Below are 20,373 nucleotides of genomic sequence, written 5' to 3'. Positions count from 1 at the left end.
CCTTGCACCGTGTTGTCACTCTGGCCCGGAGGCCGGTTTTTAAAGCTCGGCCGTCAGGGAATATCCCCCTCCACCACATGCTCGACGATATCGCCCAAGGCAAAAACGAGCACGAGGATCAGCCAGACGGCCACGAGCGCCACCAGTGCGCCGAGGGCCCCGATGGCGACCCCCACCAGCACGGCAATGCCGTCCTCGTTGAGAACGCCCATGCAGACGACGGCCAACCCCGCCGAGGGAATGAGATTCATGAACGGCACCGGGGCCATGTTGACCAGCGCGAGCAGGATGGCGATCACGGCGACAAAGGGCATGGCGCCCGGCCCCGTCAGCACCCGCCAGCGCGGCGCCGAAATTTTGGCGGCCCAGCGCACGATGACGGACAGGGCCTCGAGCAGCTTCTGGATCACCTTGAGCGGCAGGCGCATGCGCCCGAACCAGCTGCCAAAACTCATCGGGCGACGCAGCAGCATCGCTATGGCGACTGCGAACATGGCGACCGCCATCAAAAAATTATAGCCCGGCGGGCCGGGCAGGAGGTTGAGCAGCGCAAAAAGCATGATGGCCAGCACATGCGAGCGCTCCCCCACCATGACCAAAAGGTCCGCCGAGGTCAGGACGGCATCGGGCCGTCCCGCCCGTTCGCGCAATTGGGCGACGATAACATCGACAATCGGGATGATCGGGTCGTGCTCTCGCCCTAAAGTTTCGTCGGTCATGCCGGCACGCACTCCCTCAAAACCTCTGGCTCAGGCCAGCGCCTTGGCCTTGAGCGTATTGAACTCGGCCTCGGAAATCACGCCATCCTTCAACAGGCCACTGGCGCGGGCGATCTGTTCGGCCGGCGAAGTGCCGGCAACGTTGCGGATATAGGTCTCCGCCTCGGCCCTTGCCTCCTGGCTGGCCCGGATCTGCCGCTGACCCATGCCCCCGCCGCGGGTGAGGAGATAGGCAAGCGCGGTCAGCATGGGCAGGAAGATCAAGGCAATCACCCAGATGGCCCGGGCAAAGCCGCCAATCTCGCGGTCCCGGAACAGATCGACCACGATCTGGAACAGCACGATGAGATAGGTGATGAGGAAGAAGGTCGAGAGGATCAGCCAGAGAACTTCCCAGAAATTGCTAGACATTTTTCACCTCGGATAACGCTTGTTGAACCCTTAGTAATCCACGGCATCGCGGATGATCGGGCAGGTCATGCAGTGGCCGCCGCCGCGCCCGCGCCCCAGTTCGGAGCCGGAAATGGTGATGACCTCCACGCCCGCCTTGCGCAGCAGCGTGTTGACATAGGTGTTGCGGTCATAGGCAAAGACGACGCCGGGCGAGACGCAGACGAGATTTGCCCCGCTGTCCCATTGGGTGCGCTCGCGCGTATAGTCATTGCCCGCCGTCTCGACGACGCGAATCTGAGAAAGCCCCAGCGCCTCGCGCACGGTTTCGACGAGCCCGCCCTTGTCCTTGGTCAATTCCAGCCCGCCATTGCCATCCGGCCGATAGGAGAAGCATTCAATGGGATTGACGATATCGGGATAGATCAAGACGCAGTCGCGATCGGCAAAGGTAAAGACCGTATCGAGATGCATCGCGGCGCGCAGCTTTGGCATGGCGGCGACGATGACGCGCTCAACCGCGCCCTTTTCAAAAAGCGTTTTCGCCAGTTGGCTGATCGCCTGGCGCGAGGTGCGCTCGCTCATTCCAATAAGAACATTGCCCTTGCCGATGGGCATGACGTCGCCGCCTTCGAGCGTCGCGAGGTCCCATTCCGTTGTCGGATCACCCCACCAGACATTCACCTTGCCGGCAAAGTCGGGGTGGAATTTGTAGATCGAGCTCGTGAGCAGCGTTTCTTCGTGCCGCGCCGGCCAATAGAGCGGGTTGAGCGTCACCCCGCCATAGATCCAGCAGGTGGTGTCGCGCGTATAGAGCGTGTTGGGGAGCGGGGGCAGCAGATATTCGTTCACCCCCGCGGCGTCGCGCACGAGGTTCATGCGTTCCCCGCCGATGGAGTCGGGAAATTCAAAGGTCGACAGCCCCCCGATCAGGGTTTCCGCCAGTTGCCGGTTGGAGAGCCCATCGAGATAGGAGCGGACATCGTCGACGAGATCGGGACCCACCTTGTTAGGGGTAATCTGATTGTCGAGAATGAAGGCCCGGGCCTCGGGCAGTGCCACCGTCGCTTCGAGCAGATTGTGCATCTCGACCACATCGACGCCGCGCTCGCGCAATTTGTTCATGAAATCGAAGTGGTCGCGCTTGGCCACATCGACCCAGAGCACATCGTCGAACAGCAGATCATCGCAATTGGACGGGGTCAGCCGTTGATGCGCCTTGCCCGGCGCGCAGACCATGACTTTTCGCAATTGGCCGACTTCGGAATGGACGCCAAAACTGGATTCCATGCTTAACGCTCCTCGATCAGGGGGTAATGGTGCCGGTCAAAAGACCGATCGCTCCGGCCGCGCCTGCGAGCACAGTGACGCCGAAGACGATCAGTTCGACCGGGGTAAAGAATTTGGCGTTCCGTTCCCGGCGGGCCCAGAAGTAGAGAATGAGCGTGCCGGGAACGAAGAGTACGGCCACCAGCAGGACGTATTTCAGTCCCGCAGCGACGAACATGAAGAGCGTATAGATGACCGCGATCCATGCGATGATCTGGTCCATCGCGCGATCGCCATCATCGCGCCCATAGCCGATACCGCGACGCGCCACGATGACGCCATAGCCGGCCACCAGCAGATAGGGCAGCAGTGCGGTGACGCTGGTCATGTCGAGCATGAAGTTGAAGGCGTCGGCCGACCAATAGGTCGAGATGACAAAGAGCGAGACCACGATATTGGTCAGCCAGAGCGCATTGGCCGGCACGCCATTGCTGTTCTGGGCCGCGAACATTTTGGGCATGTCCTCGGATTTGGCCGCGGCGAACATCACCTCGGCGCAGATCAGCGACCAGGCAAGATAGGCCCCGAGCACCGAAATCAGTACGCCGATGGAAATGAACACCGCGCCCCAATGCCCGACCACCAGTTCGAGCGCCCCGGAGAGCGAGGGGTTCGCCACCCCGGCAATGTCGGCGCGTGGCGCGGTGGCAAAAGGTAAAAGCGTGACCGCGACCATGAGGCCGGTCACGGCGACAAAGCCGAGCACGGTGGCGGAGCCGACATCCTCGCGCTTCTTGGCAAAGCGCGAATAGACGCTCGCCCCTTCGATGCCGAGAAAGACGAAGACGGTGATGAGCATGGTGTCGCGCACCTGCGCCACCAGGCTCTTTTCGGGCATATTGAGCCCGCCGAAGAAGTTTTCGGAAAACTGGGTGTAGTTGAAAAAGAAGACGAAGAGCAGGATCGCCACGACGATCGGCACGATCTTGGCAATGGTGACGACGGTATTGATGAAGGCGGCCTGTTCGACGCCGCGCAGGATCATGAAGTGGAAAGCCCAGATGCCGAGGAGCGACACGATGATCGCCACCGGGCTGCTGCCATCGCCAAAAAGCTCGGGAAAGAAACGCCCGAGCGTCGAGCCTATAAGAACCCAGTAAAAGACGTTGCCGAGGCAAGAGCCGAGCCAATAGCCGAAGGCGGAAAGAAAGCCCATATAGTCGCCGAAACCGGCCTTGGCATAGGCAAAGACGCCGGAATCGATATCGGGCCGTCGTGTCGCCAGCGATTGGAAAACGCGGGCCAGCATATACATGCCAGTGCCGGCAATGACCCAGGCGATGATGGCGCCAAAGGGTCCCGTTGCGGTCGCAAAGCGCCCCGGCAGGTTGAAGATACCGGCTCCCACCATGGAGCCTATGACCATCGCCGTCAGCGCAAATAGCGATAGTTTACCCCTGTCCGGCGCCGCCATGTTGCCACTCCCCCTAACAGGCTCCAACAAAACACAAATCCACTTTGGAGCCCGTCAAGGCTATCCTTCACCGGGGCGTGAGGAGAATGGCGCGGCGTCCCCGCACTTGGCCCGGCGTCCCGCTTCGTGACTTTCGGTTTTGGGCTTTTGGCATTTGAGGCGACGGCTTGCTTGCGGGGTCGAAGCCTCTCCCTCCACCTCTCCCTTTGGGGGAGAGGTCGGCCCGCAGGGCCGGGTGAGGGGGCCTTTCTTCTTGCTCCTAACTCGCCCACCCCGACCGAATTCGCCATCGCGAATTCGGTGACGCTTCGCATCGACTCCCATGCACCGGCGAAAAAGCAAATAACTCTATCAATAAATGAAAAATTGAACGCCTTGTTCGCCCGTCCAAAGTCTTAGCATTCCGTCCATTTTTTCAGATTCGAGGTTGATGTGGCGTTGTTCGAAATTTTGTCTGTGCTACCGTCAGTAAAATCACAAATTTCTATTTTGAATTTTGGCGATGCGATCAGTTTTGCTCACCGCAGCGCTGGCTTGGCGCACAAAAGCAGCCACTCGGCGTCCGATTGGGAGGTCTCATGATGATAAAGACACTTGTCCGGCTCGCCTTAGCGCTCGTTGCCGTCCTGGTGCTGTCGCTGCCCGCCTTTGCCCAGATGTTCGGCCCGGCGGTCACGGTTGCCAATGTCAATCTGCGCAATGGGCCGGGCACCAACCATGCCATGATCCGCGTGGTGCGCTCGGGCGAGGAGGTGACGATCGTCCGCTGCGAGCGCAACTGGTGTCTCGTCAATGCCGGACGCGATACCGGCTGGCTCTCCCAGTCCTATGTCATGCGCCTCATCGCCGCGCCGCCGCCCCCGCCCCCGCTCTGGCCCGACTTCGATACCGGCCCGACGCGCGTCTGCTTTTACGACCGGCCCAATTTCCGCGGCGACAGTTTTTGTCTGCGGCCCGGCAATGGCAATGACGATCTGGGCAATTGGCGCAACCGGATCGCCTCGGTGGCCCTGCGCGGCAGCCAAAGTCATTCGCTCAGCGTCGATCTGTGCACGGCCCGCCATTTCCGCAATTGCAGTTCGATCCGCGACGACATGTCCAATGTCAGCCGTCACCTGCAGGGCGCCATTGCCTCGGTAAAAGTCTGGTAGGCGCGCTACCGGCGCCTATGACACTCCGTCCGGCCCGCCTCCGCAGTTGGGACGGCCGGCCGGTTATTGGGACGGTGTGCGATTGTTGGGCCCTCTGATCCGAATAAGCTCTGTCTCCTGGAAGTGTAAGGAGCTCTGCGGGTCATGAGTGTCTCTAAGGCCAAATCCCTGGTATCGCTGTTTTTTGTCGGCCCAGCCGTTGCGGCCGCTGCCCTGCTGGTCGCAGCGCCAGCGGTCTTTGCCCAGGCAGCCAGACCGCCAGTCATCTTTGAAAATGTCAGAATTTTCGACGGGCAGTCGGACGAATTGACCGCCCCATCCAATGTTCTGGTCAAGGACGGCAAGATTGCCGGCATTTCGACCGGTGAGATCAGCGAAGACGGCGCGACCGTGATCGATGGCGAGAGCAGGGTGCTGATGCCGGGCCTGATCGACGCGCATTGGCACACCATGCTGATCGGGGTTACGCCCGATACCGGGCTCGCCGATATGGGCTATACCCATCTCATTGCCGGGGTCGAGGCGACGGCGACGCTGATGCGCGGCTTCACCACGGTGCGCGATCTGGGCGGACCGGCCTTCGGGCTCAAGAAAATCATCGATCAGGGTCTTATTCCGGGGCCGCGGATCTACCCATCCGGCGCCATGCTCACCGTGACCTCAGGCCACGGCGATTTCCGCGGCTTTGAAGATTTGCCGCGCCGGATCGGCGAGCTTGAGCCGATGGAAACCGCCGGCATGGCCATGGTGGTGGATTCGCCCGACGAGGTGCGCCTCAGGACCCGCGAGCAATTGATGCAGGGCGCATCCCAGATCAAAATGACGGCCGGCGGCGGGGTAGCTTCGCCCTATAGCCCGCTCGACGTCTCGACCTTTACCGACGAAGAGATCAGGGCGGCGACAGAGGCGGCGGCCAATTGGGGTACCTATGTCGGGGTCCATGCCTACACGCCCCAGGCGGTGCAGACGGCGATCAATTCGGGCGTCAAAGTCATCGAGCATGCGCACCTGATCGATGACGAGACGGCCCAGCTCATGCTCGAAAAGGACATCTGGCTCAGCACCCAGCCCTTTGACGAAGCCATGAGCGCGGGCCTGCCGCCCTCGTCCATGGAAAAATTCCATGAGGTGCTGGAAGGCACCAGCAATGTCTACGAATTTGCCAAGAAGTACGATCTCAAGACGGCCTGGGGAACGGACATCCTGTTCTCGCCCATTCTGGCCCGCGGCCAGAACAATATGCTGCTTAACCTGCTCAAATGGTACACGCCGGTCGAGGCCCTGCAGATGGCCACGGGCACCAATGGCGAATTGCTGCTGCTTTCGGGCAAGCGCAATCCCTATCCGGGGCGCATCGGCCTTATCGAGGAAGGCGCTTATGCCGATCTGCTGCTGGTGGAAGGCAATCCGCTCGAGGACCTGAGCGTGGTCGGTAATCCCGAGCAGAACTTCCTCGTCATCATGAAGGATGGGGTGATCTACAAGGATATCACCGGCGAGGCGCCCTAGCTCCGCGCAAGATTACCCAATTGCCGCTATCGCGCCTCTCGATGTTCACAGTCTGTTAACCGGAAGGCGTGAAAGCGTGACGATTGCCCGGCCAGATAGGAACAGAAAGACAAGGTCTGGGACGGACTGCACATGCGTTCGGGATAGTATATGATATTGTTAATCACCAATTTGCCTGTCTTGGGCCACTAAGGGTAAGCAAATTGCGCGCGGCGGCAAATTTCGGATAAAATTTTAGCACAGTCATACTGCCCTCTGGGCCTTCTCAATTTCTTGCTGCCGTACGCCCTTGTGGTCTGCCGCAAAGCAAGGATGGGCTGCCTCGCAGCCCCTCCGTTATGCGTTGCCCTTTGCGTTCACTGACGCCAGGGGTCGGAGGAGGGGTCAGAAATGTATCATGCGTCCGGTATTCGTCCGCGCTACCCGCAGCCAATGCCACCGGTCGATCATCCGGAGGACGACCTTATCGGTCTGAGGCCTATCGATTTTTCGACGAACGAAGTGTCCGTCGAGGACCGGTTCGATGCCTGGCGGACTGTCCATTCGGCGGCTTTCGATCTGACACCGAGCCAGGACAACAGGAATTTTCGGGGTCGGCACCGAACCTGGGACCTGGGCGGCATGGCGTTCCAGACCTTCGAATCCGATGGCCTGCGCTTTGCCGGTCTCGCCGAGCAGACCAAGCGCGATCCTCTCGATCACTGGGTGATTTCGCTCTTCGTCAACGGCCGTTGCACGATCGGAGATTCGAAGGTTCTTCTCGAAAATGTCTCGGGAATTCCGCATCTTACCGCGCTTGGCGACCCGTTCCATGGTGAAATTACCGCGGGCAAGGCGCACCTTCTCTATATCCCGCGCGACACCTGCCGCGAGACCGCTCACCTGCTCGACGCCGCCTCGCTCACCCTTTTGCAAGACGGCATGGGCGGCATTTTCGCGGACTATATGCTGAGCCTTGAAAGCCGCATGCCGCAGCTGCAACAGGACGACCTCGCCGAACTGGTCGCCGCCACGCGCGCGCTGCTGTTGGCGGCGATCGCACCGTCGCCGGATCGTCTCGAAGAAGCCGGCGCCCTGATCAACCACGCGCTCCTCGAACGGGCCCGGCAATGCGTGCAGGACAACCTGCAAAACCCCGCGCTCGATGTGAATTTCATCCTGCGCGGGCTCGGCGTGTCCCGCTCCCGGCTCTATCGCCTCTTTGAAGCATCGGGCGGCATCATGCACTATATCCAAAAGCGGCGGCTGCTGGCGGCGCACAAAGTCCTTGCCGATCCCGCGGGCGGGCGGCGCATCTTCGAGGTGGCGGAGGATTTCTGCTTCAACGATGCTGCCGAATTCAGCCGCGCCTTCCGGCGGGAATTTGCCTATAGTCCCTCCGATGTCAGGGCCAACCGGCCGCGGCCGATCGCCGACCGCGTGCATTCCGATCCCCATGCCAAAGACCTGACCGATCTTCTCAAGCGCATGCAGAGCTGAGCCCCATTTGCTTTTCTGATAGCAGCGGAGCCGTTATCCGAAATAGGTGCTGAAGCGCGCATAGGAACGCTTCACATGGTTGCGCATGGCCCGTTCCGCCGCAGCGGGATCGTGTGCCTCGAGGGCCGTGAGCAGATCGGCATGTTCCGAATTGGCCTTGGTCGTGGCGCCGGAATGGGGAAACAGCCTGAAGAGGTGGATGTGGGTATGTAGGTTCGCCAGCGTCTCCCGCATCAGTTCATTGCCGCAGGCCCTCGCAATCGTGTCGTGGAATTCGCCGTCCAACTGGGCGAATTCGGAATAGCTCGCCACCTCCCGGCCGCCTTCACCGCGCATTTCGGCCGCGAGGCGCTGCAGCAAAGCCAGTTGCGATGCCTCGATCGCGGTAGCGGCCTTGCGTGCCACAAAGGGTTCGAGCAGTAGCCGCATTTCATAGATCTGATCGAAGCGGGCGCGGTCCACCTGCGGGGCGGCGCTGAAGCCGATCAGGTGTGTTTTGACGATCAGCCCCTGCGCTTCGAGCCGAGACAGGGCCTCGCGGATCGGGGTCTGCGAGACGCCCAGTTCGCGGGCGAGATTGTCGATGGAAATCCTGCTGCCCGGTAGGATTTTCTGGCTCATCAACTGGGCATAGACGGCGTTGTAGACCTCGTCTCCAAGCCGTGGCGGGCGCTTGATCGTGGTCGCCGATATCCCTTGTTGTCTGTCCAATTCAGCATACTCCAGTGCCGCTTTGCGGCTTCGGTGCTTCGTTTATCCTATAGCATTTCAGAAGGAAATATCTCCCCTCGCAACAAAAAGGTTTGACTCGCTCGTGACTCAAATCCTATATCCTATCGTCAAAATAATATAGGATATATGGGAGAGAGATCGATGGCTGAGGCCGTTGTGCGGGACGTTCCGGAATCGAAGGCGACAGCCGTCAAGCGGGTCGATCTGAGCCTGTTCGCCTATCCGATGATCGGGGTCGGGGCTGGTGGTTCAGACGTTCCGGGCGCCAAGGGCAGCCGTACCCGCATTGCCGTGCGCATCGAAACCGTCGATGGCGCCGTGGGCGCCTATGTGGGCGGCCAGGCCAATTCGCTGGCACAGGCCGCGACCTGCGCGAAAGCCATTATCGGCATCGACTGCTTTGCCCGCGAACATGCCTATGAGGTCATCCGCCGCCATCTGCGCAAGGAAGACCGCATGGGTGCCGGGGTGATCGACAACGCCCTGTGGGATCTTGCCGGCCAGCGCACTGGCGCTTCGGTGAGTCAATTGCTGGGCGGCGCCCGCAAGAGCGTCAAGGCCTATGCCTCGACCTGGTTCGGTGGTGATGGCGGTGGTCTTGCAACCCCTGAGGCTTTTTCCGATTTTGCCGAGGAATGCTATGATCTCGGCTATCGCGCCTTCAAGATGCATGGCTGGACCGATGGCGGCATCCAGCGCGATATCGATGCGGTTCTCGGGCTTGGCAAGCGTGTCGGCGGGCGCATGGCGCTGATGCATGACAGTGCTTGCAGCTTCAAGACCTTTGCCGATGCACTGGCGGTCGGCCGCGCCTGCGACGAGGCTGGCTTCTTCTGGTATGAAGATCCCTATAGCGATGGGGGCCTCGCTGCTCATGCACATCGCCGGCTGCGCGAACTGATCAAGACCCCGCTCCTCTTGGGCGAACATGTGCGCGGCCTTGAATCCATGGCCACGCTGGTACTGGCCGACGGTACAGATTTCGTGCGCGCCGATCCCGATTTCGACATGGGCATCACCGGGACGATGAAGATCGCCCATTTTGCCGAGGCGCTTGGCCTCGATGTGGAACTGCACGCGCCCGGTCCGGCTCATCGCCACTGCATGGCCGCGATCCGAAACACCAATTTCTATGAACTCTCCATGGTCGGGCCATCGCGCGGCAATTTCAACGCGCCGGTCTATACCTGCGGCTATTCCGACGCACTCGACGATGTCAGCCCGGACGGCACTTTCCCCGTGCCGGAAGGGCCGGGCCTTGGCGTCACCTACGACTGGGAGGCCATCGAAAAGATGACCACTCAGAAACTGACGATCCAGTAGGGGCGGGGCCGATGGACACCTCAACCAGCCGTGGCTCGCAGATCAGCCGTGTCGAACTTTTTCTCTTCAAGCAGGACATCGAAAACGTCGCCTTCGACGTTAATCCCGGCGGCATCGACATGCCGGGCATCCGTAATACCCGCACCCGCCTCGGCGTGGCGGTGGAAACACGCGATGGCGCTCGCGGCGAATATATCGGCGGCCGCTCGGATACCTACTTGCATGCCAAGTTCCTCGCCAAATGGATCCTGGGCATGGATGCCTTCGGGCGCGAGCAGATCTACGAGATTGCCCGCCGCTATCTGCGCAAGGAAGACCGGATCGGGGCCTGCCAGATCGACAATGCGCTCTGGGACCTGGCCGGAAAAAGCATCGGCGCGTCGGTGACGCAGATGCTTGGCGGTCAGCCGAAGCGGCTGCCGGCCTATGCTTCGACCTGGTTCGCCGGGCCGGGCGGCGGGCTTGCCACGCCCGAGGCTTTCGCCGACTTCGCCGAGGAATGCTATGGCCTCGGCTATCGGGCCTTCAAGATGCATGGCTGGACCGACGGCGGCACCGAGAACGACATCAACGCCATTCTGGCGCTCGGCAAGCAGGTCGGCGGGCGCATGGCGCTGATGCATGACAGCGCCTGCCATCTCAAGACTTTTGGGGATGCCGTGCTGGTCGGCAAAGCCTGCGATGAGGCCGGGTTCTTCTGGTACGAAGACCCCTATAGCGATGGCGGTCTTGCAGGCCACGCCCATCGCCGGCTGCGCGAGATCATCAAGACGCCGATCCTCCTGGGCGAGCATGTCCGCGGCGTCGAGGCCATGGCCAATGTGGTTCTGCTCGACGGCACCGACTTCGTGCGCGCCGATCCCGATCTCGATATCGGCATCACCGGCACGATGAAGATCGCGCACTTCGCCGAAGCCATGGGTCTCGATGTCGAGCTGCACGGCAATGGCCCCGCCCATCGCCACTGCATGGCGGCCATCCGCAACACCAATTTCTACGAACTTGCCATGGTCGGCCCCTCGCGGGGCCAGATGGTCAATTCCATCTACGCCTCGGACTATTCCGACACGCTCGATGCCGTGGGCGCAGATGGTTGTTTCGCCGTGCCGGAGGGACCGGGGCTCGGCGTCCAGTACGACTGGGATTTCGTCAAGAAAAACCTCGTCGATCACATCGTCATCGAATGAACCAACTGGGAGGAGAAACTAAAATGAAGCATTGGGGAAAACGGCTGATCCTGGCTGCGGTAGCGGCAGCAGCCCTGTCTGGTACGGCGCTGGCGCAGGAGGTGATGAACATTCGCCTCGGCGCGCGTGATATCGGCTCGATCGATCCGGCACTGACCAAGACCGGCGATGACGAAACCGTCGTGTTGCAGGTGTTCAACTCGCTGGTGGCGCCGCCGCGCGGCACGCTGGACATGGACATCGGCGATTTGCAGCCGCAATTGGCCGAGAGCTGGGAAATCTCGGACGACAACACGATCTGGACCTTTCACCTGCGCCCCGGCGTGAAGTGGCAGAAGGGCTATGGCGAAGTGTCCGCCGAGGATGTCAAATTCTCCTATGAGCGGCAGATGGACCCGGCGCTGGGCGGGGTTCACGGCGCCAGCTTCAAGGACATCGCCAGCATCGAGGTGGTCGATCCGCTGACCGTGCGGTTCACCCTCAAGAATCCCAATGCCTTTTTCCATGCTTCGGCCCTGACGCCGGGCTTCGGCCGTTTCATCGTTCCCCAGAAGGCTGTCGAGGAACTGGGCGAACAGTTCGGCTTCGCCCCCGTGGGCAGCGGCCCGTTCGAATTCGCAGAATACCGTCCGCAGGACCGCGTGATCCTCAAGGCCAATGAGGACTATTTCCTCGGCCGTCCGCCGATGGACGAACTGCACCTGCGCTACATTCCCGACAACAATGCCGCCACCATCGCCTTCATCGCCGGCGAACTCGATAGCTCGGGCGGTGAACGCACGCCGGAATGGGTGGCTCAGATCCAGCAACAAGCGCCCGGCGCCCAGATCATCACCATGCTGCCGGGCTCGCTGCAATTCCTCCATTTCAACATGAAGGTTCCCCCGCTCGACAATGTGAAGGTGCGCCAGGCCATCGCCTATGCCGTCGATCGCAATGTGTGGGAAGGCGCCTTTGGCATCCTGCATGGCGATCTCACCGCCATCGTGCCGGAGAGCTTCTATGGAGCGCTGCAGACCGCAGATATCCCCGAAGATCTTCGCTACGACTACAATCCCGAACGGGCCAAGGAATTGCTGGCGGAAGCCGGCTTCCCGGACGGCTTTGCCATCGACGCCATCATCTCCGAGCGCGATGACTACCTGACCAACATGCTGATGGTGCAGGACATGCTGCGTCAGGTCGGTATCGAGGTGAAGCTGCAGGTGCAGGATCACGCCAGTTACCACGCCAATATCCGCGAAGATAAGGGCACCATTGTCGAGCTTTCCACCGCCATCGCCCCCACGGCGCCGGCTGTGATCAACGAGTTCCTCAGCGAAGCGGCCGCGGTAGGCAAGCCTTCGGCTCTGCGCAACTTCTCCCACTATGGCGAGCTGGGCGGCAATGTCGATGCCCTGGTCTCCCAAGCCGTGGGCGAGCCGGACACCGCCAAGCAGATGGAACTCCTCACCGAAGCGCAGTTGCAGATCCTGCGCGATGTACCGGTGCTTCCGTTGCAGACCGCACCTCTCCTGTCGGTGCTGCAGGGCAATATCGACCTCGGCTACGAACCCATCAGCGGGTTCGGCCAGCACGAGTTCGCCACCGCCCGGCGCGTAACGGAATAGCATCCGCCTCGGTCCGGGCTGCTGCCTCCCTGGCGGCCCGGACCGCCCTTTCATCCCTGGAGATCGCCAATGCTACGCTTTGTCTTCAAGCGCACGCTTGACGCGATCCTGACGGCCTTTTTGGTCTTCAGTTTCGTCTTCTTCGCCATGCGGCTGCTGCCCGGCGACCCCGTCATTGCCATGCTGGGCGACCGCGCCAGCGCCGAGACGATCGCCAATGTGCGCGCCTCGCTAGGCCTCGATAAGCCGATCCTGGTCCAATATGGCGAGTTTCTCTGGGGGCTCGTCAATTTCGACCTCGGGCAGAGCCTGATCAACCGCGCTTCGGTCACCGAGACCATGATGCGGAACCTGCCCTATACGATTGCCTTGACCATAGCCTCCACCATTGTCGGCATTGTGATCGGCATCCCGCTGGGCGTGCTGTCGGCCATGCGCGCCGGCAAAGCCACCGACCATGTCACGCGCATGGGTTCGCTGATCGGCTCGGCTCTGCCCGATTTCTATCTGGGCGTGCTGTTTCTGATGCTGTTCGGCCTGACCCTGCGCTGGTTTCCGCTTTTAGGCGGCGGCGATACCGCGCTCGATCTGCGCTATCTCGTCATGCCGGCGATGACGCTGGGTCTGCTCAAGGGGTTCGGCATGATCCGGCTGACCCGTACGGCCGTGCTCGATGTTGCCGGCCGCGACTATGTGCGCACCGCCGAAGCGCTCGGTATGAGCCGGCAGAACGTCGTCTGGCGCCACATCTTCCGCAATGCCCTGATCCCGGTGACGACGCATCTGTCTCTCTCCATCATCGCGACTCTGGGCGGCACCATCGCCATCGAGCTGGTCTTCAACCGTCCCGGTGTCGGCCAACTACTGGTCGGCGCGGTCACCTCGCGCGACTACACCCTGATCCAGGGCGGTATCGTCATCCTCTCGGTGCTGGTCGTGACCATCAATTTCCTGACCGATCTGCTTTATGCGGTCATTGATCCCCGTGTGAGGACAGCCTGATGCTGGACCGGATTTTCCTATACCTCGCGGTCGGTTTCCTGACCCTGCTGGCCATCGTCGTTGTCTTCGGCGATTTCATCCAGCCCCATGACCCGCTGCTGCAAAACTTCCTCGCCCGCGACAAAGGACCAAGCGCCGAATACTGGCTGGGCACCGACGATTTCGGGCGCGACGTGTTCTCGCGCATCCTCGAGGGCTCGCGCCTCTCCATGACTATTGGCCTCGCTTCGCCCCTGATCGCCGCTGTGATCGGCATCGCGATGGGCACCAGCGCCGCCTATTTCGGGGGCTGGGCCGAACGCATCATCACTAGGGCCACCGACATGATGATGTCCTTCGATCCGCTGCTACTCGGCGTGCTCGTCGTGGCCCTTCTGGGGCCGGGCATCCTCAATCTTTCCATTGCTATTTCCTTTGCCCTGATCCCAAGCTTCATTCGCCTCTCCCGCGCCTCCGCCCTCGCGGTGCGCCAGGAGGCCTATGTCGATGCGGCAATCGCCATGGGCCGGCCCTCCTACTCGACCATCCTGCGCCATGTGCTCCCCAATATTTCGGGCCCCTTGGTGGTGGTGACGACGCTCTGGGTCGGCACGGCTATTCGCCTCGAAGCAACGTTGAGCTTTATCGGGTTGGGCGCGCAGCCGCCGGCGCCGTCCTGGGGCAATATCGTGCGCTATGGCGTGCAGAACATTTTCGGTTCGCCCCTACCGGCCTTGTTCGCCGGGCTGGCCATCACTCTCACCGTGCTGTCGTTCAACATCCTTGGGGATGCCTTGCGCGACCGCCTCGATCCGGACAAGGCTGTGCGATGACCGAAAATCTTCTGACGATCCGCGATCTGCAGGTCGCCTTTGGGAGCGGTGAGGGCACGATCCAGGCCCTGCGCGGCGTTGATATCACCTTGCGTCGCGGCGAATGCCTGGGCCTCGTTGGGGAATCGGGCTCGGGCAAGAGCCTGACGGCGCTTGCTGCCATGCGCCTGCTGCCGGGTGCGGCCCGGGTCAATGCCGGCTCGATTGAGTTCGAGGGCCGGGAAATGACCACCGCAACGCGCGCCGAGCTTGAGCAAGTGCGCGGCAACGACATTTCCATGATTTTTCAGGAACCGATGACCGCGCTCAACCCGGTCATGCGGGTTGGCGATCAGATCGCCGCGCCGCTGCGCAAGCATCTGGGCCTTTCGGCCAAGGCAGCGCGGGCGCGGGCCATCGAGCAGTTGGAATCGGTGGGCATTCCCGATCCGCAACGCCGCATCGACAATTTCCCGCACGAGATGAGCGGCGGCATGCGCCAGCGGGTGATGATCGCCATGGCGCTCGCCTGCGAGCCCAAATTGCTGATCGCCGATGAGCCCACGACCGCGCTCGACGTCACCATCCAGGCGCAAATCCTCGACCTGCTGCGCGCCAAGCAGAAGGAGCTTGGCCTCGCCATCATCATCATCACCCACGATTTCGGCGTCGTGGCCGAAATCGCGGACCGGGTGAACGTCATGTATGGCGGCCGGGTGGTGGAGAAGGCTGAGGTCGGAACCCTGTTCGACAATCCTCAGCACCCCTATTCGATCGGCCTGCATAATGCCACGCCGACGCTGGAAATGCCCGAGCAGCGCCGCCTGCCGGCCATTGGGGGGGCGGTGCCCCACATTTCCGAAATGCCCTCGGGCTGCGCTTTCCATCCGCGCTGCCCCGAACGGCGCCCGGAATGCGACACGAGCGTTCCCCAATTGCTACCCATCTCTGCCGATCAGTCGGTCGCGTGCTGGGCACGGAGGCAGGCCAATGACCAAGCTGCTTGAAGTCACCGATCTCAGCAAAATCTTCGGCGGCAGCGTCCGGGCGGTCGATGGCGTCAGCTTCTCGCTGGGCGAGCGCGAGACCCTGGCGCTGGTCGGGGAATCGGGCTGCGGCAAGTCCACCGTGTCGCGGCTGATCCTGCGCCTTACCGACCCGACGGCCGGCGTGATCCGCTTCGAGGGACAGGATATGGCCCGCATGTCGCAGCGTGCCTTGAAGGCAATCCGCCGCGACATCCAGTTCGTGTTCCAGGATCCGTTTTCCTCGCTCGACCCGCGCATGACCGCCGGCGATATCGTCACCGAACCGCTGTCGATTCACGGTATGGTCAAGGGCGCGCGCCAGCGCCGCGAGACGGCGGAAACCCTGCTCAGGGCGGTAGGGTTGAGCGCCAAGCATGTCGACAACTGGCCGCGCCAGTTTTCCGGCGGGCAGCGCCAGCGCCTCGGCATTATCCGCGCCTTCGCCCTGGGGCCTCGCCTCATCGTCGCCGACGAGCCGGTTTCAGCGCTCGATGTGTCGGTGCGCTCGCAGGTGATCAATATCCTCCAGGACATGCAGGAGGAAAAAGGCACGGCCTATCTGTTCATCTCGCATGACATGGCGACGGTGAAGCACATCGCTGACCGCGTCGCCGTGATGTATCTCGGCAAGATCGTCGAACTGGCGCCCAAGGCCTCTTTCTTCTCGGCGCCACGGCATCCCTATTCGGAGGCGCTGCTCTCGGCTGTGCCCGCTTCCCATCCGCAAAAGCGCCGCAAACGTATCCTGTTGCAAGGGGATCCGCCGAGTCCGATCCGCATTCCTCCGGGCTGTCGCTTCCACACGCGCTGCCCGATTGCGCAGGACGTCTGCAGGCGCGAAGAACCGGCACTGGCACAGGTGGCAGACAATCATCTGGCCGCGTGTCACTTTGCGCAGGCTTGGCCGATCGCATCCCGTCTCGGAGAGGCAATGGCGCCCGAACCTCTGGCGGAACTATCGAACTGAAAGCCTTCTATGCCCAGTATTGATTATTCAAAGGCCGTGATCGTCGTCGACCGCATTCTCGCTCAGGCGGGCGTGCCGGACGCGCATGCTGTGCTGCAGCGCGATCTGCTGCTCGACGCGGAAATGCGGGGCATCGCCTCGCATGGCTTGCTGCGCCTCCCGAGGATTGTCGAGCGCATCGCCAATGGTGTCGCCGATCCCACGACGCGCGGCCATCACGATTGGCGCGCGCCCGGTTTCCTCCATGTCGACGGGCAGCGAGGGCTCGGGCCCGTCGTGGCGCAGGCGGCCATCGATGCCCTGCTCGAACGAGCCAGCACTCAGGGCGTCGCGCTCGCCTCCATCGCCAATTCCAATCATATCGGCATGCTCGGTTTTTATGCCGACCGCGTGGCCGAAGCGGGCCGTTGTCTCATCGCCTTTTCCACCAGCGAGGCCCTGGTCCACCCCTGGGGCGGACGCCGGGCCATGATCGGTACCAATCCAATCGCTATCGGCCTGCCGACGGGCAACGGACCCTTCATGATGGATACGGCCACCAGTATCGTCTCGATGGGCGAAGTGCATGACCATGCCAATCGTGGTGCGCCCATTCCGCTCGGCTGGGCGCTCGACGGAGAGGGTAATCCGACCACTGATGCGGCCGCAGCGCGCGACGGGGCGATTGCCCCCTTTGGCAATGCCAAGGGTTACGCCCTGGGGTTGGCTTTCGAATTGCTGGTGACGAGCTTGGCTGGTGCCGCCATCGGGCGCGAGGTCAAGGGCACGCTCGATTCTACCGAGGTTGCCAGCAAGGCGGACCTCTTTATCGTCATCGACCAAAACCTCGCCCCGGTTGCCGGTTTTCTCGACCTCTTGCGGGCCGAGGCGCCCGCCGAAGGCTTCAGCGAGGTCCGTATTCCGGGAGAACGTGGCCGCGATCTGCGCCAGCGGGCCATAAAGGAAGGCATAAAGGTCGCTGACGTGACCTGGAGCCGCCTCTGCGAACTTGCCGGAGAGCCGGCTTTGACCAATTGAAGGAACGACCCATGTTTGGGGCTTTGCGCTCACCTCGAAATATCCTGTTTGGCCGCGGACAGCGCCTGGCGCTGGGCGGCTATGTGGCCAAGCTCGGCGCCCGGGCCCTGGTCGTTACCGATGCCCGCATGGCCGCCGATGCCCAGTTTGCCGCTGTGATCGACACCATCCGCGCGGCCGGCGTCGCGGTCACCCTTTATGACGGCGTGGAAGCCGAATTGCCGGCCGAATGTATCGAAGCCGGTGTCGTGGCCGGTCGTGCCGCTTCGGCCGATGTTATCGTTGGCATTGGCGGCGGCAGCTGCATTGATGCCGCGAAAGTTATCGCGCTGCTGCTGACCCATGGCGGCGCGATGAGCGACTATTATGGCGAGTTCAAGATACCCGGTCCCCTGCTGCCAGTCGTTGCCGTGCCGACCACCGCCGGCACCGGTTCGGAAGTTACTCCTGTCGCCGTGGTCGCCGATCCCGACCGGGCGGTCAAAGTGGGAATCGCCAGCCCCTATCTCATTCCCGACACGGCGATCTGCGACCCCGAATTGACGCTGACCTGCCCGCCGGGCCTGACCGCCGCTTCGGGCGCCGATGCGCTGGTGCATGCCATCGAGGCTTTTACCAATGCCCCCCGCGATGGCGATGCGGCGATCACCCTCGAACATGTCTTCGTGGGCAAGAATGCATTGACCGACCAGCATGCGAGGACGGCCATTGCCAGCATCGGCCAGTCGCTGGTGCGCGCCGTCGATCAAGGCGATGACCTCGTTGCCCGGACCGATGTCATGTTGGGCTCCATGCTGGCGGGCCTTGCGTTCGGCAGCGCCGGGACTTCGATTTGCCACGCCGTGCAATATCCGGTGGGGGCATTGACCCACACCGCCCATGGCCTGGGCGTCGCGCTGATGTTGCCCTATGCTCTCCAGTTCAACCGCCACCACGTCACCGCCGAGATTGCGACGGTTGGGCGCCTGATGAGCCTCGTTACGGGCAATAGCGACGACGAGGCCGCGGCCGATGCGACCATCGAGGGCATCACGAAACTGCTCGGCGCCGTTGGGATACCTGCAACCCTGGCCGAGATCGGCATCGCGGCCAAGGATCTGCCCTGGATCGCCGAACAGGCGCTGGGCGCCAACCGCCTGATCAAGAACAATCCGAGGCCGGTTGACCGCGCCGGCATGGACCAGTTGGTCGCCGCCGCCTTCTCGGGCGATCGCCAGTCCCTTTCCTCACCCAATCAACCTGACGCCAGAGCAAGCTGATGACCAGTTCTCCTTTTTCCTTCGATCCCGCCACGCTGCCAGCCGACCTCTGGATCGGCGGCCAGTGGCGCCCCGGCAGCACCGGCAAGCGCATCGATGTCATCGATCCCTCTACCGGCAAGCCAATCACCAGCGTTGCCGATGCCAGTGTCGAGGACGCCCTAAGTGCCGTCGACGCGGCCCATGCCGCAGCCCCGGCCTGGGCTGCCACGGCGCCCCGCAAGCGCTCGGACATCCTGCGCCGCTGCTACGAGCTGATGATTGAGCGCAAGGCCATGCTGGCCCAGCTGATCAGCCTCGAAAACGGCAAGGCCCTGCCCGATGCCGAGGGTGAAGTCGTTTATGCCGCCGAATTCTTCCGCTGGTTCTCCGAAGAGGCCGTGCGCCTCAATGGCGACCTGTCGGTGGCGCCTAGCGGGGCCAACCGCATCCTGGTGCAGTATCAGCCCATCGGCGTCGCTGTGCTGGTGACACCATGGAATTTCCCCGCCGCCATGGCGACCCGCAAGATCGCCCCGGCTTTGGCGGCCGGCTGCACCTGCGTGCTCAAGCCGGCAACCGAGACGCCGCTTACCGCCTATGCCCTGGCCGAAATCTATCGCGAGGCCGGCGTGCCCGATGGCGTGGTCAATGTGCTCACCACCTCCAAGGCCGGCGCCACCGTCAGCGCCATGCTGCATGACTCGCGCGTGCGCAAGTTGAGCTTTACCGGCTCGACCGAAGTGGGACGCCGCCTGTTGCGCGAGGCCGCCGACACGGTCATTTCATGCTCCATGGAACTGGGCGGAAATGCCCCCTTCGTGGTCTTCGACGATGCCGATCTCGATCTGGCGATCGAGGGGGCGATGGTGGCCAAGATGCGCAATGGCGGGGAGGCCTGCACCGCCGCCAACCGCTTCTATGTGCAGGAAGGCATCATGGATGCCTTCGCCAAGAAGCTCGCCGAACGCATGGGCGCGCTCAAGCTGGGCAAGGGTTATGACAACGGCGTGCAATGCGGTCCGCTGATCAATCAGGAGGCGCTCGATCGGATCAGCGGCCTGGTGGACGCGGCCGTCGGGCAGGGCGCCGCAGCGCTGGCTGGCGGCAAGGCGGCGGGCGGCGAGGGCTACTATTATCCGCCCACCGTGCTCAAGAACGTGCCTGCGGACTCCATGCTGGTGCGAGACGAAATCTTCGGGCCCGTGGCGCCGCTCGCCAGCTTCAAGACTGAAGAGGAAGTCATCGCCAAGGCTAATGATACCGAATATGGCCTCATTGCCTATGTCTTCACAGGAGACATGGCCCGTGGTCTGCGTGTCTCCGAAAAGATTGAGGCTGGCATGGTCGGACTCAATCGGGGCCTCGCCTCGGACCCGGCCGCACCTTTTGGTGGTGTCAAACAGAGTGGCCTCGGCCGCGAGGGCGCTCATCACGGCATTCTGGAGTTCTGCGAAGCCAAATATATCGCGGTGTCCTGGTGAGGA

Annotated in this window: 18 protein-coding genes; 13 read left to right on the top strand and 5 right to left on the bottom strand. The window is 62.3% G+C overall.

Annotation, left to right across the window (positions count from 1 at the left end; genetic code table 11):
• Nucleotides 1-53 precede the first annotated feature (53 nt).
• From ASD83_RS12750 to ASD83_RS12735, 4 genes are read right to left on the bottom strand one after another with little or no spacing between them, the layout of a single operon-like run.
• A complete protein-coding gene (locus ASD83_RS12750) occupies nt 54-719 on the bottom strand; it encodes an exopolysaccharide biosynthesis protein (RefSeq protein WP_056311402.1) in 666 nt (221 codons plus the stop codon).
• A gap of 30 nt (nt 720-749) precedes the next feature.
• On the bottom strand, nt 750-1,130 hold the full coding sequence (locus ASD83_RS12745) for a PLDc N-terminal domain-containing protein (RefSeq protein ID WP_056311400.1): 381 nt from the start codon (nt 1,128-1,130) through the stop codon (nt 750-752).
• Between the two features lie 30 nt (nt 1,131-1,160).
• Nucleotides 1,161-2,399 carry an arginine deiminase gene (locus tag ASD83_RS12740; RefSeq protein WP_056311398.1) on the bottom strand — a complete coding sequence of 413 codons (1,239 nt, stop codon included), beginning with the start codon at nt 2,397-2,399 and terminating at the stop codon, nt 1,161-1,163.
• 16 nt (nt 2,400-2,415) lie between these two features.
• Nucleotides 2,416-3,852 (bottom strand): basic amino acid/polyamine antiporter, encoded by a 1,437-nt coding sequence (locus tag ASD83_RS12735; protein WP_056311395.1) that lies wholly within the window; start codon nt 3,850-3,852, stop codon nt 2,416-2,418.
• Nucleotides 3,853-4,430: 578 nt separating this feature from the next.
• On the opposite strand from ASD83_RS12735, the gene ASD83_RS12730 reads away from it, so the two are divergent.
• The 3 genes from ASD83_RS12730 (at nt 4,431) to ASD83_RS12720 (ending at nt 7,991) form a co-directional block, all read left to right on the top strand.
• Complete coding sequence (locus tag ASD83_RS12730; RefSeq protein ID WP_056311394.1) at nt 4,431-5,003, top strand: SH3 domain-containing protein; 573 nt, start codon at nt 4,431-4,433, stop codon at nt 5,001-5,003.
• Nucleotides 5,004-5,147: 144 nt separating this feature from the next.
• On the top strand, nt 5,148-6,512 hold the full coding sequence (locus ASD83_RS12725; RefSeq protein WP_056311392.1) for a metal-dependent hydrolase family protein: 1,365 nt from the start codon (nt 5,148-5,150) through the stop codon (nt 6,510-6,512).
• A gap of 390 nt (nt 6,513-6,902) precedes the next feature.
• Nucleotides 6,903-7,991, top strand: a complete 1,089-nt coding sequence (locus tag ASD83_RS12720) for a helix-turn-helix domain-containing protein (RefSeq protein ID WP_082561159.1) — start codon at nt 6,903-6,905, stop codon at nt 7,989-7,991.
• 33 nt (nt 7,992-8,024) lie between these two features.
• On the opposite strand, the gene ASD83_RS12715 is transcribed toward ASD83_RS12720, so the two are convergent.
• Nucleotides 8,025-8,702 (bottom strand): GntR family transcriptional regulator, encoded by a 678-nt coding sequence (locus ASD83_RS12715; RefSeq protein ID WP_244489165.1) that lies wholly within the window; start codon nt 8,700-8,702, stop codon nt 8,025-8,027.
• A gap of 162 nt (nt 8,703-8,864) precedes the next feature.
• Between ASD83_RS12715 and ASD83_RS12710 the strand changes: the two genes are divergently transcribed.
• The 10 genes from ASD83_RS12710 (at nt 8,865) to ASD83_RS12665 (ending at nt 20,370) form a co-directional block, all read left to right on the top strand.
• Nucleotides 8,865-10,046, top strand: a complete 1,182-nt coding sequence (locus tag ASD83_RS12710; RefSeq protein ID WP_056311387.1) for an enolase C-terminal domain-like protein — start codon at nt 8,865-8,867, stop codon at nt 10,044-10,046.
• Nucleotides 10,047-10,057: 11 nt separating this feature from the next.
• Entirely contained in the window at nt 10,058-11,233 is a 1,176-nt protein-coding gene (locus ASD83_RS12705; protein ID WP_056311385.1) for an enolase C-terminal domain-like protein, read from the top strand.
• 23 nt (nt 11,234-11,256) lie between these two features.
• Nucleotides 11,257-12,843, top strand: coding sequence for an ABC transporter substrate-binding protein (locus ASD83_RS12700; protein ID WP_056311383.1), 1,587 nt, complete (start codon nt 11,257-11,259; stop codon nt 12,841-12,843).
• A gap of 69 nt (nt 12,844-12,912) precedes the next feature.
• Nucleotides 12,913-13,845 carry an ABC transporter permease gene (locus ASD83_RS12695; RefSeq protein WP_056311381.1) on the top strand — a complete coding sequence of 311 codons (933 nt, stop codon included), beginning with the start codon at nt 12,913-12,915 and terminating at the stop codon, nt 13,843-13,845.
• On the top strand, nt 13,845-14,657 hold the full coding sequence (locus ASD83_RS12690) for an ABC transporter permease (protein WP_056311379.1): 813 nt from the start codon (nt 13,845-13,847) through the stop codon (nt 14,655-14,657). Before ASD83_RS12695 ends, ASD83_RS12690 begins: the two co-directional genes overlap by 1 nt.
• Nucleotides 14,654-15,643: an ABC transporter ATP-binding protein gene (locus ASD83_RS12685; protein WP_056311377.1), complete on the top strand. Its 990-nt coding sequence runs from the start codon at nt 14,654-14,656 to the stop codon at nt 15,641-15,643. The genes ASD83_RS12690 and ASD83_RS12685 overlap by 4 nt, the downstream gene beginning before the upstream one ends.
• Entirely contained in the window at nt 15,627-16,631 is a 1,005-nt protein-coding gene (locus tag ASD83_RS12680) for an ABC transporter ATP-binding protein (protein ID WP_056311375.1), read from the top strand. The genes ASD83_RS12685 and ASD83_RS12680 overlap by 17 nt, the downstream gene beginning before the upstream one ends.
• 9 nt (nt 16,632-16,640) lie before the next feature.
• Complete coding sequence (locus ASD83_RS12675) at nt 16,641-17,648, top strand: Ldh family oxidoreductase (RefSeq protein ID WP_056311373.1); 1,008 nt, start codon at nt 16,641-16,643, stop codon at nt 17,646-17,648.
• Between the two features lie 11 nt (nt 17,649-17,659).
• Nucleotides 17,660-18,907 (top strand): iron-containing alcohol dehydrogenase, encoded by a 1,248-nt coding sequence (locus ASD83_RS12670; RefSeq protein WP_056311371.1) that lies wholly within the window; start codon nt 17,660-17,662, stop codon nt 18,905-18,907.
• Entirely contained in the window at nt 18,907-20,370 is a 1,464-nt protein-coding gene (locus ASD83_RS12665) for an NAD-dependent succinate-semialdehyde dehydrogenase (RefSeq protein ID WP_056311369.1), read from the top strand. The genes ASD83_RS12670 and ASD83_RS12665 overlap by 1 nt, the downstream gene beginning before the upstream one ends.
• Nucleotides 20,371-20,373 lie beyond the last annotated feature (3 nt).

The sequence above is a fragment of the Devosia sp. Root685 genome, assembly GCF_001427875.1.
In the GTDB taxonomy this organism is placed as follows: domain Bacteria; phylum Pseudomonadota; class Alphaproteobacteria; order Rhizobiales; family Devosiaceae; genus Devosia.
This window is presented reverse-complemented; position numbering and strand designations above follow the sequence as displayed.

Coding starts and splice junctions, on each gene's coding strand:
- ASD83_RS12750 (WP_056311402.1), bottom strand. CDS start 719: ATGACCGACGAAACTTTAGGGCGAGAGCACGACCCGATCATCCCGATT.
- ASD83_RS12745 (WP_056311400.1), bottom strand. CDS start 1,130: ATGTCTAGCAATTTCTGGGAAGTTCTCTGGCTGATCCTCTCGACCTTC.
- ASD83_RS12740 (WP_056311398.1), bottom strand. CDS start 2,399: ATGGAATCCAGTTTTGGCGTCCATTCCGAAGTCGGCCAATTGCGAAAA.
- ASD83_RS12735 (WP_056311395.1), bottom strand. CDS start 3,852: ATGGCGGCGCCGGACAGGGGTAAACTATCGCTATTTGCGCTGACGGCG.
- ASD83_RS12730 (WP_056311394.1), top strand. CDS start 4,431: ATGATGATAAAGACACTTGTCCGGCTCGCCTTAGCGCTCGTTGCCGTC.
- ASD83_RS12725 (WP_056311392.1), top strand. CDS start 5,148: ATGAGTGTCTCTAAGGCCAAATCCCTGGTATCGCTGTTTTTTGTCGGC.
- ASD83_RS12720 (WP_082561159.1), top strand. CDS start 6,903: ATGTATCATGCGTCCGGTATTCGTCCGCGCTACCCGCAGCCAATGCCA.
- ASD83_RS12710 (WP_056311387.1), top strand. CDS start 8,865: ATGGCTGAGGCCGTTGTGCGGGACGTTCCGGAATCGAAGGCGACAGCC.
- ASD83_RS12705 (WP_056311385.1), top strand. CDS start 10,058: ATGGACACCTCAACCAGCCGTGGCTCGCAGATCAGCCGTGTCGAACTT.
- ASD83_RS12700 (WP_056311383.1), top strand. CDS start 11,257: ATGAAGCATTGGGGAAAACGGCTGATCCTGGCTGCGGTAGCGGCAGCA.
- ASD83_RS12695 (WP_056311381.1), top strand. CDS start 12,913: ATGCTACGCTTTGTCTTCAAGCGCACGCTTGACGCGATCCTGACGGCC.
- ASD83_RS12690 (WP_056311379.1), top strand. CDS start 13,845: ATGCTGGACCGGATTTTCCTATACCTCGCGGTCGGTTTCCTGACCCTG.
- ASD83_RS12685 (WP_056311377.1), top strand. CDS start 14,654: ATGACCGAAAATCTTCTGACGATCCGCGATCTGCAGGTCGCCTTTGGG.
- ASD83_RS12680 (WP_056311375.1), top strand. CDS start 15,627: ATGACCAAGCTGCTTGAAGTCACCGATCTCAGCAAAATCTTCGGCGGC.
- ASD83_RS12675 (WP_056311373.1), top strand. CDS start 16,641: ATGCCCAGTATTGATTATTCAAAGGCCGTGATCGTCGTCGACCGCATT.
- ASD83_RS12670 (WP_056311371.1), top strand. CDS start 17,660: ATGTTTGGGGCTTTGCGCTCACCTCGAAATATCCTGTTTGGCCGCGGA.
- ASD83_RS12665 (WP_056311369.1), top strand. CDS start 18,907: ATGACCAGTTCTCCTTTTTCCTTCGATCCCGCCACGCTGCCAGCCGAC.